The sequence below is a fragment of the Bacillus sp. GbtcB14 genome (assembly GCF_019091205.1).
Taxonomy (GTDB): Bacteria; Bacillota; Bacilli; order Bacillales; family Bacillaceae_G; genus Bacillus_A; species Bacillus_A cereus_AG.
Genome location: NZ_JAGXJT010000027.1, coordinates 1 through 15,647 on the forward strand (window position 1 = coordinate 1; position 15,647 = coordinate 15,647).

Genomic DNA, 15,647 nt, shown 5'->3' on the forward strand with positions numbered 1-15,647 from the left:
CCGTGGTGTAGTGGTTAACATGCCTGCCTGTCACGCAGGAGATCGCCGGTTCGACCCCGGTCGGGACCGCCATTTTATATAAAGAAAAGAACGAAACATGTTGTTTCGTATTTTTTTATTTGTTTTAACAAAAAACTAATAAAGACAGTCAAACTATCCTTAGGAAAACTCCTAAGGACTTTTTTATATATTTAAAACCTGTATAATAAAGAGCAGAGAACATTGTGAGTAAAGTAGGTGAAGTCTGTGAGTAAATATGAAATAACAACAAAATCTTCTGAAGAAACACAAAGATTATCAGAAAAACTAGGTGGACTTGTCGGAGCGCAAGATGTAATTATTTTAGAAGGAGATCTAGGGGCTGGTAAGACAACTTTTACAAAAGGACTAGCAAAAGGTCTTGGAGTGAAAAGAGTTGTAAATAGTCCTACCTTTAATATTATTAAAGAATATAAAGGGAGATTGCCGCTATATCATATGGACGTGTATCGCTTAGCAGAAAGTGAAGAGGACTTAGGTTTTGATGAATATTTCTACGGTGAAGGAATTACCGTAGTAGAATGGGCTCATTTAATAGAAGCATTTTTACCAAACGAGAAGTTACAAATTAGTTTATTCCATGCTGGAGATGATACAAGGAAAATTGTACTCGAGCCAATTGGAGATCGATATATTAGATTATGTGAGGAGCTATTACAAGATGAAAGTACTAGCAATTGATACTTCAAATTACGTAATGGGTGTATCCCTTATTGAGGAAGGAAACGTAATTGGGGAAATCATTACAAACTTAACAAAAAATCATTCTGTACGTCTTATGCCAGCTGTAGAGAAATTGTTAAAAGAATGTGGTGTAAAACCGAAAGAATTAACTAAAATCGTTGTAGCTGCTGGACCTGGGTCATATACAGGTGTTCGCATAGGTGTGACAGCTGCAAAAACATTAGCTTGGTCACTTCAAATACCAATTGTAGGTGTATCAAGTTTAGAAGTAGTTGCTGCCAACGGTGCTAATTTTAATGGATTGATCTGTCCTTTATTTGATGGAAGACGTGGACAAATTTATACTGGGTTATATACATATGAAGGAGAGCATTTAACTTCTATAGAAGAAGACCGAATCATCCTTATTGTAGACTGGTTGCAAATGTTAAAGGATAAAGGGAAGCCGATTTTATTTATTGGTAACGATGTTAAACTGCACAAAGAAACAATAATAGAACATTTAGGCGATCAAGCTGTATTTGCTCCTTTTACTAAAAATAACCCTAGACCAAGTGAACTGGCGTTTTTAGGATTACAAAAAGAAGAACAAGATGTACATTCATTTGTTCCTAGTTATCTTCGTTTAGCTGAAGCTGAAACAAAGTGGTTAGAAAGTCAAAATAAGTAGGAGCTTGCAGAAGATGGATATGATATTTAGAAAGATGGAACTCGATGATATCGCTCAAATTGTAGCTATTGAAGAAGCATCTTTTTCAACGCCTTGGACTGCAGATGCCTTTCACCGTGAGTTAACGATGAATGAACATGCACATTATGTTGTGCTAGAAAAAGATGGTCGTGTAATTGGGTATTGTGGATTGTGGATAATTATTGATGAATCACATATAACAAATATAGCTATTTTGCCAGAATACAGAGGTCAAAAGCTAGGAGATGCTTTATTGAAAGAAGTTATTTCTGAAGCGAAAGATCTAGGGGTAAAAACGATGACACTTGAAGTACGTGTATCAAATGAAGTAGCAAAGCAGTTATACAAAAAATACGGATTTCAAAATGGTGGAATTCGTAAACGATACTATGCAGACAATCAGGAAGATGGTCTCGTAATGTGGGTGAATATATAATGGAAAAAAATACGATTATACTTGGTATTGAAACAAGTTGTGATGAAACAGCAGTAGCAGTTGTTAAAAATGGAACGGAAATTATTGCGAATGTCGTTGCATCACAAATTGAAAGTCATAAACGTTTTGGCGGAGTTGTACCAGAGATTGCATCTCGTCATCATGTAGAAGAAATTACAGTTGTGTTAGAAGAAGCTTTAAAAGAAGCAAATATCACATTTGATGATATTGATGCAATTGCTGTAACAGAAGGACCTGGTTTAGTAGGAGCGCTTCTAATAGGCGTAAATGCAGCGAAAGCAGTGGCTTTTGCACATGATATTCCTCTAGTGGGTGTTCATCATATCGCCGGGCACATTTATGCGAACCGTTTAGTAAAAGAAGTTCAATTCCCACTACTATCACTTGTTGTATCTGGTGGACATACGGAGCTTGTTTATATGAAAGAACATGGTTCATTCGAAGTGATTGGTGAAACAAGAGATGATGCAGCTGGAGAGGCATATGATAAAGTAGCTCGTACGTTATCTATGCCATATCCAGGTGGCCCTCATATTGATCGCCTTGCACATGAAGGGGAACCAACAATCGTTCTGCCTCGTGCATGGCTAGAACCTGATTCGTATGATTTCAGTTTTAGTGGATTGAAATCAGCAGTTATCAACACTGTGCATAACGCAAAACAACGCGGGATAGAAATTGCACCAGAAGATTTAGCAGCAAGTTTCCAAGAGAGTGTAATAGATGTACTTGTAACGAAAGCATCTCGTGCAGCGGAAGCGTATAACGTAAAGCAACTGCTTCTTGCTGGTGGAGTAGCTGCGAATAAAGGACTTCGCGCACGTTTGGAAGCGGAATTTGCGGCAAAAGAAAATATTGAGCTAATTATTCCTCCATTATCTTTATGTACCGATAATGCAGCAATGATTGCAGCGGCAGGTACAATTGCATATGAACAAGGAAAACGTGCTACATTAGCTTTAAATGCAAATCCAGGATTAGATATTGAAGCATAGTTATGCACAAAATTAACCACAGCTTGTGGATAAAACCCATATTATCTGTTGATAATGTGGGTTTTATTGTGTATATAAAATGTTGATAACTTTTTTGTTAATTGTGGATAATGTGGAAAAGTTGTTTTGGGGTTTATTTTACAAAGGTGGATATGTGTATAAACTTGTGGATAAATCAGATGAAGTCTGACCTTTAAATGTATTCTTTTTCGGGAAATAAATAACAAGAAGATATCTCTAAAAAACATTTTGAAATGCGCTCTTATGATAGGAGTTATTAACAATGTCAAACTTTGTCGGTAAATCGATATGTCGTGTCGAATTGTTTATACAATATGACGTTCATCCCAACTAAAAGACAAAAAGGATGTCGCATAGTCAAAAATCCCGACTTATGAGACATCCTTCTTATTCATACTTTTATAAATGTAATTCTTCCCATTCTGCCATACATGCATCAAGTTGCTCTTGTAGTGTTTGCTTTTTCGTTGTAATTTCACTAGCCTTTTCATAATCTGCATATATTTCTGGTAAGCAAAGTTGATCTTCTAACGTAGCAATTTCTTCTTCAAATTCTACAATATTTTGTTCTAGCTCCTCAATTTTTCGAGTGCGTTGACGTTCTAATTGTTTACGCTCTTTTTCTTCGAGATAATTTAATTTTTCTTGAGCTACAGTTTTTTGAACAGGTGCTTGGTTTTCTTGCTGTTCTTGTTGTTCAAATGCTGCGCGTTCAATCATTTCATTTTTCTTTTCAACGTAGTAATCATAGTCCCCTAAATATTCCTGTGCACCTTCTGTTGATAACTCAACAACGGTCGTCGTTACACGATTAATGAAGTAGCGGTCATGTGAGACAAATAGAAGGGTGCCTGGATAATCAATTAAAGCATTCTCCAAAATCTCTTTACTATTTAAATCAAGATGGTTCGTAGGTTCATCTAGAATTAATAAATTCGATTTTTGCATCATAAGTTTTGCAAGAGCTAATCGAGCTTTTTGTCCACCACTAAGAGAAGATACTGGTTTTAGTACATCATCTCCTGTGAATAAGAAGTTACCTAATATCGTGCGAATTTCTTTTTCGGGCTGCAATGGATATTCATCCCATAACTCATTTAAAACTCGCTTAGAAGATGTTAAGTTCGCTTGTTCTTGATCATAATAACCAACAGATACATTGGATCCAAAAGAAACATTACCATTTAATAGTGGTAACTTATTCACAAGTGATTTTAATAATGTGGATTTCCCAATTCCGTTTGGACCAACTAAAGCAACGCTATCCCCGCGAGTTAAGCGCATAGTTACATGTTCAATAATAGGATCCTCATCATAGCCGATAGTTGCATCCTTTACTTGTAAAACATCATTTCCACTTTGTTTTTCGATATCGAAGTGGAAGGATGCTGACTTAGAATCACCTAATGGTCTAGTCAATAATTCCATTCTATCTAATTGTTTACGACGGCTTTGCGCACGTTTTGTCGTAGATGCGCGAGCTATATTTTTTTGAACGAAATCCTCAAGCTTAGCGATTTCATCTTGTTGTTTTTCATAACGTTTCATGTCTTGCTCGTATAATGCTGATTTTAAGTCTAAATATTTACTGTAGTTACCAACAAATCGTCTGCTTTCTTTATTCGAAATTTCATATACTTGTGTAACGAGTTTATCTAAGAAATAACGGTCATGAGAAACGATTAGTATTGCGCCAGGATAGCCTTGTAAATATTGTTCAAGCCATGTCAATGTTTCGATGTCTAAATGGTTTGTAGGCTCGTCCAAAATAAGTAGGTCTGGTTTCGTTAATAATAATTTACCGAGAGCTAATCTTGTTTTTTGTCCACCGCTTAATGTAGAAATCGTCGTCTGGTGCGTTTCAACTGGGAAGCCAAGACCACTTAAAATCGAGCGAATATCTGCTTCGTACTGATATCCACCTTGATCTTTATAATCTAATTGTAATTGGTCATAGTCAGCTAATAATCTTTCATATGTAGCCTCGTTTGAAAAGTTTTCTTCTTTTCCCATCTCTTGCTCTAGCCTTCGAAGTTTTGTCTCCATTTGTTGCAAGTGTGTAAAGACGGTTAACATTTCATCCCAAATTGTTAAAGACGTTTCTAACCCGGTATTCTGAGCTAAATATCCGATTGAGACATCTTTCGGTTTTATAATTTCGCCACCATCATGGGATAGCTCACCAGCTATTATTTTTAATAATGTAGATTTTCCGGCTCCATTTCGTCCGACTAATGCGATACGATCTTTCGTTTGAACTTCTAATTTTATGTTTGCAAGAATCGTTTCTGCACCGTATAATTTCGTAAGCGCGTTTACTTGTAATAAAATCAATGTTTTCACCTCAAATAATTTCTTAACTTTGCCATGTTTATATTTCTCAATCATACTAAAAATAGTGTATAGTTTAAAATAAAGAGAGAATACTTCTTCTCTTTATTATACAGGGAAATTCATGAGTGCTAAACTTCTGTATTTGATTCAAGTATATGAATAAAGATAGGAAGAGAGGAGAGGTTATATGGATCAGCAAAAAATTCCACAGGCCACTGCCAAACGATTGCCTCTATACTATCGATTTATCCAAAACTTATCTCTTTCTGGTAAGCAACGTGTTTCATCAGCCGAATTGAGCGAAGCGGTAAAAGTTGATTCCGCAACGATTCGAAGAGATTTTTCATATTTTGGAGCGTTAGGGAAAAAAGGTTATGGATATAACGTAAATTATTTATTATCATTTTTCCGTGAAACACTCGACCAAGATGATATAACACGTGTAGCGCTTATTGGAGTAGGTAATTTAGGGACCGCTTTCTTACATTATAATTTCACGAAAAACAATAATACAAAAATTGAAATGGCGTTTGATGTTAGTGAAGAGAAAGTCGGGACAGAAATCGGGGGCATTCCTGTATATCATTTAGATGAATTAGAAGAACGTTTATCAACTGATATACAAGTGGCAATATTAACAGTACCCGCTACAGTAGCACAATCTGTAGCAGATAGATTGGCAGAAACGAATGTGCATGGTATTTTAAATTTCACACCAGCACGCTTAAATGTGTCAGACAATATAAGAATTCATCATATTGATTTAGCAGTAGAGCTACAAACACTGGTTTACTTTTTGAAGAATTATCCACAATAAAACGCAGAGGAAGCAACCTCTGCGTTTTATTATTGTTTTTTCTTTGTGAATTTAACTAAGATAAGGCGAAGTGCCAAATTAAAATCAATTGTTGCCATAACTGCGAATAGTATTGTCCACATATTCCAGATTGTATCTGTTACGTTCGTAATGGCGAAGCGTGTAAAGATACATCCTAGAAGGAAGTACAATGCAGCCATGAACAATGGTGAGTTTCTCATACTAAAAATCCTCCGATAAAGCCTTGCATTTTTTCAGCTTCTTTAATCATTTCTTGAATTTGTTCATTGCTCATTAAAACTTGAGCAACTGCAACTAATGTATTCATTGCGACATGAGCTGCGATAGGGACGATAATACGCTTCGTTTTTACATATAAAAAGGCGAATACGAGTCCCATAGAAGTGTATACCAATAAGTGAGTGAAATCAAAATGAATTGCTGCGAATACGAGAGAACTAATGATAGCAGCAATAAAGAAGTTAAACTTCTTATAAAGTGTACCAAATAAAATTTTTCTAAATACGATTTCTTCCAAAATAGGTCCTATTATAGAGATGACGATAAGGAACCAAGGTGTCGTTCTAGCGATATCCATAAGTCTCGCTGTATTTTCTGATCCAGGTTTAATTCCTAATACACGCATTTCTATCATACCGGCAATACTTTGTGAGAAAAATGCTAGGAAGAACCCGATAAAAATCCAACCAATCGTAGCTGGAACAGTAGAGCGCGTTGTATCTAAACGTCTGTCACGAATATCTGTTCTAAGTAACCAAAGTACGATACATAATGCAATAAAGAAGCTAATGATTGCCCAGTGGCCAGTTATGAGTTGAAATTTCTCTTCTCTAGTAAATCCCCTGTTATCATAAAGTCCAGTTTTCAGCAGAAGTGGTAATCCAGCAATGGATGATAACTGCATTAAAATGTATGTAACGATAACCCACCAATATTGTTTTTTCAAATGGTTTAACCATCCTTTCTAACTCTAGTGTATGAGATAAGGTAGGATAACATGTAAGTATGCTACCTACGATATAAACCTCACTTAAATTATGTTTTTTTCGTAAATCCTTATTTGAAATTATAATAGAAGACAGGAGAAAGTTGTGTGTGTAGCGAAAACAACTTAGGGTGTCCTTTCATATTGTAACATACGAGTAGTGGAAACAACGATTCATATAGTAAAGGTAGAAGAAGAGGGACTCTATATAGAAAAGTGTATAGCTTAATTTGCGAAAAAATTATGATTTTTTTACTTGCAAAAGAAATTGAGATTATTTATTATTATAAGTGTGTTAGCACTCGAGTGACTTGAGTGCTAATAAATAAAATTTACATAACAAAATGAGGAGGTTATTGTTCATGCTAAAGCCATTAGGTGATCGCGTTGTAATTGAGCTTGTTCAAGCAGAAGAAAAAACAGCAAGTGGTATTGTATTACCAGACACTGCAAAAGAAAAACCACAAGAGGGTAAAGTTATTGCAGTAGGTACTGGTCGAGTGCTTGAAAATGGTGAGCGTGTTGCTTTAGAGGTAGCAGCAGGTGATCTTATCATCTTCTCAAAATATGCAGGTACTGAAGTGAAATACGAAGGTACTGACTACTTGATTTTACGTGAAAGTGACATTTTAGCAGTTATCGGTTAATTATATAAATCTTAAAAAATTCAAGGGGGTCAATTATTATGGCAAAAGATATTAAATTTAGTGAAGAAGCACGTCGTTCGATGCTTCGCGGTGTCGACACTCTTGCAAACGCAGTTAAAGTAACGCTTGGACCAAAAGGTCGTAACGTTGTACTTGAGAAAAAATTCGGTTCACCACTTATTACAAATGACGGTGTAACAATCGCAAAAGAAATCGAATTAGAAGATGCATTCGAAAACATGGGTGCAAAATTAGTAGCAGAAGTTGCTAGCAAAACAAATGATGTAGCTGGTGACGGAACAACAACTGCAACTGTATTAGCACAAGCTATGATTCGTGAAGGTCTTAAAAACGTAACAGCTGGTGCGAACCCAATGGGTCTTCGTAAAGGTATCGAAAAAGCTGTTACTGCTGCAATTGCAGAATTAAAAGAGATTTCTAAACCAATCGAAGGTAAATCTTCTATCGCACAAGTAGCTGCTATTTCTGCGGCTGACGAAGAAGTTGGTCAATTAATCGCTGAAGCAATGGAGCGCGTTGGTAACGACGGTGTTATTACTTTAGAAGAGTCTAAAGGATTCACAACAGAATTAGACGTAGTAGAAGGTATGCAATTTGATCGTGGATATGCATCTCCTTACATGATTACTGATTCTGACAAAATGGAAGCAGTTCTTGATAACCCATACATCTTAATTACTGATAAGAAGATTTCTAACATCCAAGAAATCTTACCAGTATTAGAGCAAGTGGTACAACAAGGTAAACCACTTCTTATCATCGCTGAAGACGTAGAAGGCGAAGCTTTAGCTACATTAGTAGTGAACAAACTTCGTGGTACATTCAATGTAGTAGCTGTTAAAGCTCCTGGATTTGGTGACCGTCGTAAAGCAATGCTAGAAGATATCGCAATTTTAACTGGTGGCGAAGTAATCACTGAAGAATTAGGTCGTGACTTAAAATCTGCTACAATTGAATCTTTAGGACGCGCTGGTAAAGTTGTTGTAACGAAAGAAAACACAACTGTAGTTGAAGGTATCGGAAATTCACAACAAATCGAAGCTCGCATTGGCCAAATCCGTGCGCAATTAGAAGAAACTACTTCTGAATTCGATCGTGAAAAATTACAAGAGCGTCTTGCAAAACTTGCAGGTGGCGTAGCGGTAATTAAAGTAGGTGCAGCAACTGAAACTGAGTTAAAAGAGCGCAAACTTCGTATTGAAGATGCACTTAACTCAACTCGTGCAGCAGTAGAAGAAGGTATCGTTGCAGGTGGTGGTACTTCACTTATGAACGTATACACGAAAGTAGCTTCTATCGTAGCTGAAGGTGACGAAGCAACAGGTATCAACATCGTACTTCGCGCACTAGAAGAGCCAGTTCGTCAAATCGCAATCAACGCTGGTCTAGAAGGATCTGTAGTTGTAGAGCGTCTAAAAGGCGAAAAAGTAGGCGTTGGTTTCAACGCAGCTACTGGCGAGTGGGTTAACATGCTTGAAACTGGTATCGTAGATCCAGCTAAAGTAACTCGCTCTGCACTTCAAAACGCAGCATCTGTTGCAGCTATGTTCTTAACGACTGAAGCTGTAGTAGCTGACAAACCAGAACCAAATGCACCAGCAATGCCTGACATGGGCGGCATGGGCATGGGCGGTATGGGCGGAATGATGTAATTCCGTTTGTCCTAAAAAACATCCATTTCTATATAGAAATGGATGTTTTTTTATGTTTTTTAGAAAAGGAAATGAATTTCTGTAGAATTTTGTCGCTTTCTCTCTTGACCATATCGATACTTCATTGTTAGAATCTAGGAAGATAATATAAAACGATCCTTCATATATCCTCAAAGATAAGGTTTGAGAGTCTCTACCGGGTTACCGTAAACAACCTGACTATGAAGGCAGTGTGTCTTATATTTATAAAGAGCGGAGACTATCTTTCTTTATAAAGCCAGACCCCTGCCTTTTCTTTGTTATGAGACTAGAGGCGGAGGACTGGCTTTTTTTATTATATTAGTAATGCTTTTTGCCAAATTGGTGAAAATATTTATATACGAGAACTAACGTTGGGGTGATTATTTTGAAGAAGCAGCATGATACAATTATCGTTTTAGATTTTGGGAGTCAGTACAATCAGTTAATAGCACGTCGAATTCGTGAGTTCGGTGTATACAGTGAACTTCATCCACATACAATTACTGCAGAAGAAATTAAAGCAATGAATCCAAAAGGGATTATCTTCTCTGGTGGACCGAATAGTGTATACGGTGAAGGCGCATTACATTGTGATGAAAAAATCTTTGAACTAGGATTACCGATTTTCGGTATTTGTTACGGTATGCAGCTTATGACACAACACTTCGGTGGTAAAGTAGAACGTGCAAACCACCGTGAGTACGGAAAAGCTGTTCTTAAAGTAGAGAACGAATCAAAATTATATGCGAACCTTCCAGAAGAGCAAGTTGTATGGATGAGCCATGGTGACTTAGTAACTGGTTTACCTGAAGGATTCGTAGTAGATGCAACAAGTGAGTCTTGTCCAATTGCTGGTATGAGCAATGAAGACAAAAACTTATACGGTGTACAATTCCACCCAGAAGTACGTCACTCTGAGCATGGTAACGATTTAATTAAAAACTTCGTATTCGGCGCATGTGGTTGTTCTGAAGGATGGAACATGGAGAACTTTATCGAAGTAGAATTAGAGAAAATCCGTGAAACTGTTGGAGACAAAAAAGTACTATGCGCACTTAGCGGTGGTGTAGATTCTTCTGTTGTAGCAGTATTAATTCATAAAGCAATCGGTGACCAATTAACATGTATTTTCGTTGACCACGGTTTACTTCGTAAAGATGAAGCAGAAGGTGTTATGAAAACATTTAGCGAAGGCTTCCATATGAACGTTATTAAAGTGGATGCGAAAGAGCGCTTCATGAACAAGTTAAAAGGTGTAGAAGATCCAGAGCAAAAACGTAAAATCATCGGTAATGAATTCATTTACGTATTTGATGATGAAGCTTCTAAATTACAAGGAATGGACTTCTTAGCACAAGGTACACTTTACACGGACATCGTTGAAAGTGGTACAGCAACTGCACAAACAATTAAATCTCACCATAACGTTGGTGGACTTCCAGAAGACATGCAGTTCAAATTAATTGAGCCTTTAAACACGTTATTTAAAGATGAAGTACGTGTATTAGGATCAGAACTAGGAATTCCTGATGAGATCGTATGGCGTCAACCATTCCCAGGCCCTGGTCTTGGTATTCGTGTATTAGGTGAAATCACAGAAGAGAAATTAGAAATCGTTCGTGAATCTGATGCGATTTTACGTGAAGAAATTATTAAAGCAGGCTTAGACCGCGAAGTTTGGCAATACTTCACTGCGCTTCCTGGTATGCGTAGCGTAGGTGTTATGGGTGACGAGCGTACTTACGATTACACAGTAGGTATCCGTGCAGTAACATCTATCGACGGTATGACAGCTGACTGGGCACGTATCCCTTGGGACGTATTAGAGAAAATCTCTGTACGTATCGTAAACGAAGTAAAACATGTTAACCGTATCGTGTATGATATAACAAGTAAGCCACCAGCAACGATTGAGTGGGAATAGTATTATAAAAAAGATCCATCTATCATTTATGTATAGATGGATCTTTTTGTTTTCATCATTAATACGAACGAAAATACAAAAGTTTATAAAAATGTTCGTTTTTAAATTGACAAAATCACCTCATCGAGTTAATATGAGTATGTAATTCAAACGAAAAGTGAATATTATGCCGTCGTATAATATCGGGGATATGGCCCGAAAGTTTCTACCTAGCTACCGTAAATGGCTTGACTACGAGGCGTTTAGATAAAGATGAGGGGAAACTTGTCTTTATTCATAGAACGCTTCCATGTATATGCAATGGAAGCCTTTTTTATTTTTAATAGATAAAAGAGGGCTAGGGAGATTACGGCGAGTAATCATATAACGGGGGAAACGTAAGATGAAACGCTATTTTCAGTTTGATGAACTCGGTACGAATTATAAAACAGAGTTCATAGCGGGTTTAACGACATTTTTATCTATGGCTTATGTACTATTTGTCAATCCTGCTACGCTGTCACTTGGGAATGTTAAAGGGTTACCAGCAGGTACAGGAATGGATCCGGGTGCAGTATTCGTTGCTACAGCATTAGCAGCAGCGATTGGTTCGTTAGTTATGGGGATATTCGCGAAGTATCCAATTGCTTTAGCGCCAGGTATGGGGATTAACGCGTTCTTTGCTTATACGGCAGTGTTAACGATGGGCATTCCGTGGCAAACAGCAATTGCTGGAACGTTAATGTCAGGTATTATCTTTATTATTCTTACAGCTTCAGGTATTCGTGAAAAAATTATTAATGCAATTCCATCAGAGTTAAAGTTTGCAGTAGCGGCAGGTATCGGATTGTTCATTGCCTTCCTTGGATTCCAAAATGCCGGAATTATCGTGAAAAATGATGCTGTTCTTGTTGGGTTGGGGGATTTAACAAAGGGCACAACGTTACTAGCGATCTTCGGAGTTGTTACGACAATCATCTTCATGATTAAGAAAGTTAATGGTGCAGTGTTCTACGGTATGATTCTTACAGCAATCTTAGGAGTAGCAACAGGATTAATTGATACTCCGAAAGCTGTAGTGGGAGCAATACCGAGTCTAGAACCAACGTTCGGTGTGGCGTTAACTCACTTTGGAGACATTTTCACTGTTCAAATGGTGATTGTTATTATAACGTTCTTCTTTATCGATTTCTTTGATACAGCAGGTACACTTGTAGCGGTTGCGAATCAAGCTGGATTAATGAAGAATAATAAATTACCACGTGCAGGAAAAGCGTTATTCGCAGATGCAATTGCAACTGTAATCGGTGCGATCCTAGGTACATCAACAACAACGTCTTACATTGAGTCGTCTGCAGGGGTAGCAGCGGGTGGACGTTCTGGATTTACAGCAGTTGTAACAGCAGGGTTCTTCTTGCTAGCTCTATTCTTCTCACCACTATTAAGTGTTGTGACACCAGCTGTAACAGCGCCAGCACTAATTATTGTAGGAATCTTGATGGTTTCATCTTTAGGTGAAATTGATTGGAAGAAATTCGAGATTGCAGTACCAGCATTCTTTACTATCATTTCAATGCCACTTACGTATAGTATCGCAACAGGGATTGCGATTGGCTTTATCTTCTATCCAATTACAATGGTAGTAAGTGGTCGCCGTAAAGAGATTCATCCAATTATGTATGTTATGGGAGTTTTATTCGTACTATATTTCATCTACGTTCGTAAATAAAAGGGGTTTTTTGAAAGGTCTAGACTTAAGGGGAGTCTAGACCTTTTTTGCGTCTTCAGAAAATCTTAAGGATTTCCGAGCGTTTTTCTTCAGAAGTTTTTCTATAATAGAAGTTAGGGATTAAAAAAGTGATGGGGGAGATATTATGGCACACGAAACAATACTTGTCGTAGATGATGAAAAAGAAATTAGGAATCTTATTACAATCTATTTAAAGAATGAAGGATATAAAGTATTACAAGCAGGGGACGGAGAAGAAGGGCTACGTTTACTGGAAGAAAATGAAGTGCATCTAGTTGTATTAGATATTATGATGCCGAAAGTAGACGGCATCCACATGTGTATGAAAGTAAGGGAAGAAAAAGAAATGCCAATCATTATGCTTTCAGCGAAAACACAAGATATGGATAAGATTTTAGGACTAACAACGGGTGCAGATGATTACGTAACGAAGCCGTTTAATCCGTTAGAGTTAATCGCAAGAGTTAAATCTCAGTTACGCCGTTATATGAAAATGAATGGTTTCGCTATACAAAATGAGGACGAGCTAGAAATTGGAGAGATGAAAATAAATATCTCAACTCATAAAGTCATTGTAGAGGGAGAAGAAGTGAAACTAACTCCGAGGGAATTTTCCATTTTAGAATTGCTATCTCGTAATCCAGGAATGGTTTTTAGCGCAGAGCAAATTTATGAAAAGGTTTGGAATGAACGATCTTTCCAGTCTGATAATACTGTAATGGTTCATATTCGAAAAGTACGTGAAAAGATTGAGGAGAATCCAAGGAAACCTAGATATATAAAAACAGTATGGGGAGTGGGGTATAAGATTGAAAAAGATATTTAATCCGTTTACTTATGTAAGGAAAATAAGACAATTAATTGAGAAATTAGTAAAGAGTGTACGAAAGAGTATAAGAATTCAATTGATTACTACTTTTGCTGCTTGTGCGTTATTAGGAGTCTTTTTTGCAAAGGGAGCTGCACCATTTTTTGAGAATGCAAATCGTCAAGCGACTGTCGATTATCGGTCTGGTATGCAACAAATTAATTATCAAGCTCAAAGAGCAGCAAATAGTTCGGTTCATGAAAATAAATTAGAAGCTATATCCAATATGATTGAAACGGAGAATCAAAATTTAGAGCGAGGAAATAGAGCTTTAAAAATACTGGTTACTGATGAAAGTGGTAAAGTTTTATATAAAACAAAGCAGGCGCAAGAAGAACAAATTGATTTGCACAATACAATTCGTAATGCAGCATCATTTGCAATCAACTATTCAAATGGCCAAGATGCATTTGAAAATACAAGAAAAGAATTTATAGCTTTTGCACCTATTACAATAGAAGATAAGAATTTATACATGTTCGTTAGTGGGATTCCGGGTGGTGAAGTAATATATAATACGCAAGAAGGACCGTTTCCATTTTTCATAGGTGTACTCGTATTCATCTTCTCTTTCTTCTATATAACAAAGAGAAAGATGAAGCAAATTGAAGCGATGGCACAAGGTGTAAAGGAAATAGAAAAAGGAAACTTAGCGTACCGTATTGAGAAGAAAGGTGAAGATGAGATTGCGTCTTTAACTGAGAATATTAATAATATGGCGGAAGAGCTTATGAATAATATAGAAAAGGAACGTAAATTAGAGAAGCAGAAGAATGAGCTTATTACGAATGTATCTCACGATTTACGTACACCGCTGACTTCTATTATGGGTTACTTGCGATTACTTAGAGATTCTAAATATGAAAATAAAGAACAACATGATGAGTATACGAGAATTGCTTTTGCGAAGTCGGAGCAGTTAAAGAATTTAATAGAAGATTTATTTGAGTATACGAAGTTAACAAATGAGCAAGTTATATTAGAAAAACAAGAGGTTTGTATAAATGAGTTACTCGAGCAATTAATAGAAGAGTTAGTACCGCAGGCAGAAGAGCATGGGCTTACGTTTGTTAAGAAGTTTCCTGAGGAACGTACTTATGCAGCGATTGATTCGGAAAAGATGGTCCGTGTATTTGATAATCTATTAATGAACGCGATTAAGTATAGTAAAGATGATGGGGAGATAAAGGTTTCTCTTCAAAGGCAGCGCCGGAATATACAAATTGTAATTGCGAATCATAGTGAAGAGTTTACGAGAGAAGAGTTAGGGAGTTTGTTTGAACGATTTTATAAGAAAGATCAATCTAGAAGTAGAGTAACAGAAGGATCGGGACTTGGATTAGCGATTGCGAAAAGTATTGTTGAGTTGCAAGGTGGCAGTATTCGAGCGGAATATGAGGATGGTATTATTCAGTTTATTGTCTCGTTACCAATTATAGAAAAATAATAAACGAATAGAATGGTATATGATAAAGAGGTTTATTTTAAAGGAAATAAACCTTTTTATATTTTTTTAGAAAAACATGTTGACGATTAAGGTTTAGAAGTGTAATATAGGACAAGTCGCCGATGCAATAACGCAGAACGCGGCAAACGAAATAAAAAACTTAGTTGACATTGAAAGATGAAAATGTTAACATAAGGAAGTCGCGAATGAGCGACCGAGTAGTTCTTTGAAAACTGAACGAAACAAACAACGTGAAACGTCAATTTTTATTTTTAGATGCTAGACAAACTAACT

14 protein-coding genes and 2 riboswitches are annotated in these 15,647 nt (G+C 36.8%); of the genes, 11 read left to right on the top strand and 3 right to left on the bottom strand.

Translation table 11 applies throughout. The features are described 5' to 3' along the window. Nucleotides 1–246: 246 nt before the first annotated feature. From tsaE to tsaD, 4 genes are read left to right on the top strand one after another with little or no spacing between them, the layout of a single operon-like run. Nucleotides 247–720, top strand: coding sequence for a tRNA (adenosine(37)-N6)-threonylcarbamoyltransferase complex ATPase subunit type 1 TsaE (gene tsaE / locus KVT31_RS28780; protein WP_061679603.1), 474 nt, complete (start codon nucleotides 247–249; stop codon nucleotides 718–720). After that, nucleotides 701–1,393: a tRNA (adenosine(37)-N6)-threonylcarbamoyltransferase complex dimerization subunit type 1 TsaB gene (gene tsaB / locus KVT31_RS28785; protein WP_088094894.1), complete on the top strand. Its 693-nt coding sequence runs from the start codon at nucleotides 701–703 to the stop codon at nucleotides 1,391–1,393. The genes tsaE and tsaB overlap by 20 nt, the downstream gene beginning before the upstream one ends. A gap of 13 nt (nucleotides 1,394–1,406) precedes the next feature. Continuing rightward, complete coding sequence (rimI, locus tag KVT31_RS28790; RefSeq protein ID WP_140392318.1) at nucleotides 1,407–1,850, top strand: ribosomal protein S18-alanine N-acetyltransferase; 444 nt, start codon at nucleotides 1,407–1,409, stop codon at nucleotides 1,848–1,850. After that, nucleotides 1,850–2,866, top strand: a complete 1,017-nt coding sequence (gene tsaD / locus KVT31_RS28795; RefSeq protein ID WP_088094895.1) for a tRNA (adenosine(37)-N6)-threonylcarbamoyltransferase complex transferase subunit TsaD — start codon at nucleotides 1,850–1,852, stop codon at nucleotides 2,864–2,866. The genes rimI and tsaD overlap by 1 nt, the downstream gene beginning before the upstream one ends. A gap of 420 nt (nucleotides 2,867–3,286) precedes the next feature. Here tsaD and KVT31_RS28800 read toward each other — a convergent pair whose 3' ends face one another. After that, entirely contained in the window at nucleotides 3,287–5,221 is a 1,935-nt protein-coding gene (locus KVT31_RS28800) for an ABC-F family ATP-binding cassette domain-containing protein (RefSeq protein ID WP_212667742.1), read from the bottom strand. Nucleotides 5,222–5,408: 187 nt separating this feature from the next. Between KVT31_RS28800 and KVT31_RS28805 the strand changes: the two genes are divergently transcribed. Then, nucleotides 5,409–6,038 (top strand): redox-sensing transcriptional repressor Rex, encoded by a 630-nt coding sequence (locus KVT31_RS28805; protein ID WP_000372703.1) that lies wholly within the window; start codon nucleotides 5,409–5,411, stop codon nucleotides 6,036–6,038. A 29-nt stretch (nucleotides 6,039–6,067) separates the two neighbouring features. On the opposite strand, the gene KVT31_RS28810 is transcribed toward KVT31_RS28805, so the two are convergent. Together KVT31_RS28810 and KVT31_RS28815 are read right to left on the bottom strand one after the other, a co-directional pair. After that, the gene (locus KVT31_RS28810; RefSeq protein WP_001246201.1) at nucleotides 6,068–6,259 is read right to left on the bottom strand and encodes a YdiK family protein; all 192 of its coding nucleotides are present in this window, start codon (nucleotides 6,257–6,259) and stop codon (nucleotides 6,068–6,070) included. Beyond that, nucleotides 6,256–7,005, bottom strand: a complete 750-nt coding sequence (locus KVT31_RS28815) for a CPBP family intramembrane glutamic endopeptidase (RefSeq protein WP_076542821.1) — start codon at nucleotides 7,003–7,005, stop codon at nucleotides 6,256–6,258. Before KVT31_RS28815 ends, KVT31_RS28810 begins: the two co-directional genes overlap by 4 nt. Nucleotides 7,006–7,406: 401 nt before the next feature. Here KVT31_RS28815 and groES point away from each other — a divergent pair, with 401 nt between their 5' ends. From groES to ampS, 6 genes are all read left to right on the top strand, one after another. Continuing rightward, complete coding sequence (groES, locus tag KVT31_RS28820; RefSeq protein WP_000917306.1) at nucleotides 7,407–7,691, top strand: co-chaperone GroES; 285 nt, start codon at nucleotides 7,407–7,409, stop codon at nucleotides 7,689–7,691. 38 nt (nucleotides 7,692–7,729) lie between these two features. Further along, nucleotides 7,730–9,364 (top strand): chaperonin GroEL, encoded by a 1,635-nt coding sequence (gene groL / locus KVT31_RS28825; protein ID WP_001029984.1) that lies wholly within the window; start codon nucleotides 7,730–7,732, stop codon nucleotides 9,362–9,364. Nucleotides 9,365–9,504: 140 nt separating this feature from the next. Further along, a riboswitch (purine riboswitch) is annotated at nucleotides 9,505–9,606 on the top strand. Nucleotides 9,607–9,770: 164 nt separating this feature from the next. Beyond that, nucleotides 9,771–11,309 (top strand): glutamine-hydrolyzing GMP synthase, encoded by a 1,539-nt coding sequence (gene guaA, locus KVT31_RS28830; protein ID WP_131701109.1) that lies wholly within the window; start codon nucleotides 9,771–9,773, stop codon nucleotides 11,307–11,309. A 152-nt stretch (nucleotides 11,310–11,461) separates the two neighbouring features. Beyond that, a riboswitch (purine riboswitch) is annotated at nucleotides 11,462–11,563 on the top strand. 128 nt (nucleotides 11,564–11,691) lie between these two features. After that, entirely contained in the window at nucleotides 11,692–13,017 is a 1,326-nt protein-coding gene (locus KVT31_RS28835; RefSeq protein ID WP_088094897.1) for an NCS2 family permease, read from the top strand. Nucleotides 13,018–13,162: 145 nt separating this feature from the next. Next, nucleotides 13,163–13,864 carry a response regulator transcription factor gene (locus KVT31_RS28840; protein ID WP_088094898.1) on the top strand — a complete coding sequence of 234 codons (702 nt, stop codon included), beginning with the start codon at nucleotides 13,163–13,165 and terminating at the stop codon, nucleotides 13,862–13,864. Then, the gene (ampS, locus tag KVT31_RS28845) at nucleotides 13,848–15,353 is read left to right on the top strand and encodes an aminopeptidase AmpS (protein ID WP_088094899.1); all 1,506 of its coding nucleotides are present in this window, start codon (nucleotides 13,848–13,850) and stop codon (nucleotides 15,351–15,353) included. Before KVT31_RS28840 ends, ampS begins: the two co-directional genes overlap by 17 nt. The last annotated feature ends 294 nt before the right edge of the window (nucleotides 15,354–15,647 follow it).

Bases quoted from the DNA above. Each gene is read 5' to 3' on its own strand.
- groES (WP_000917306.1), top strand. From the start codon at position 7,407: ATGCTAAAGCCATTAGGTGATCGCGTTGTAATTGAGCTTGTTCAAGCA.
- rimI (WP_140392318.1), top strand. From the start codon at position 1,407: ATGGATATGATATTTAGAAAGATGGAACTCGATGATATCGCTCAAATT.
- tsaD (WP_088094895.1), top strand. From the start codon at position 1,850: ATGGAAAAAAATACGATTATACTTGGTATTGAAACAAGTTGTGATGAA.
- KVT31_RS28840 (WP_088094898.1), top strand. From the start codon at position 13,163: ATGGCACACGAAACAATACTTGTCGTAGATGATGAAAAAGAAATTAGG.
- KVT31_RS28835 (WP_088094897.1), top strand. From the start codon at position 11,692: ATGAAACGCTATTTTCAGTTTGATGAACTCGGTACGAATTATAAAACA.
- groL (WP_001029984.1), top strand. From the start codon at position 7,730: ATGGCAAAAGATATTAAATTTAGTGAAGAAGCACGTCGTTCGATGCTT.
- tsaB (WP_088094894.1), top strand. From the start codon at position 701: ATGAAAGTACTAGCAATTGATACTTCAAATTACGTAATGGGTGTATCC.
- KVT31_RS28805 (WP_000372703.1), top strand. From the start codon at position 5,409: ATGGATCAGCAAAAAATTCCACAGGCCACTGCCAAACGATTGCCTCTA.
- KVT31_RS28810 (WP_001246201.1), bottom strand. From the start codon at position 6,259: ATGAGAAACTCACCATTGTTCATGGCTGCATTGTACTTCCTTCTAGGA.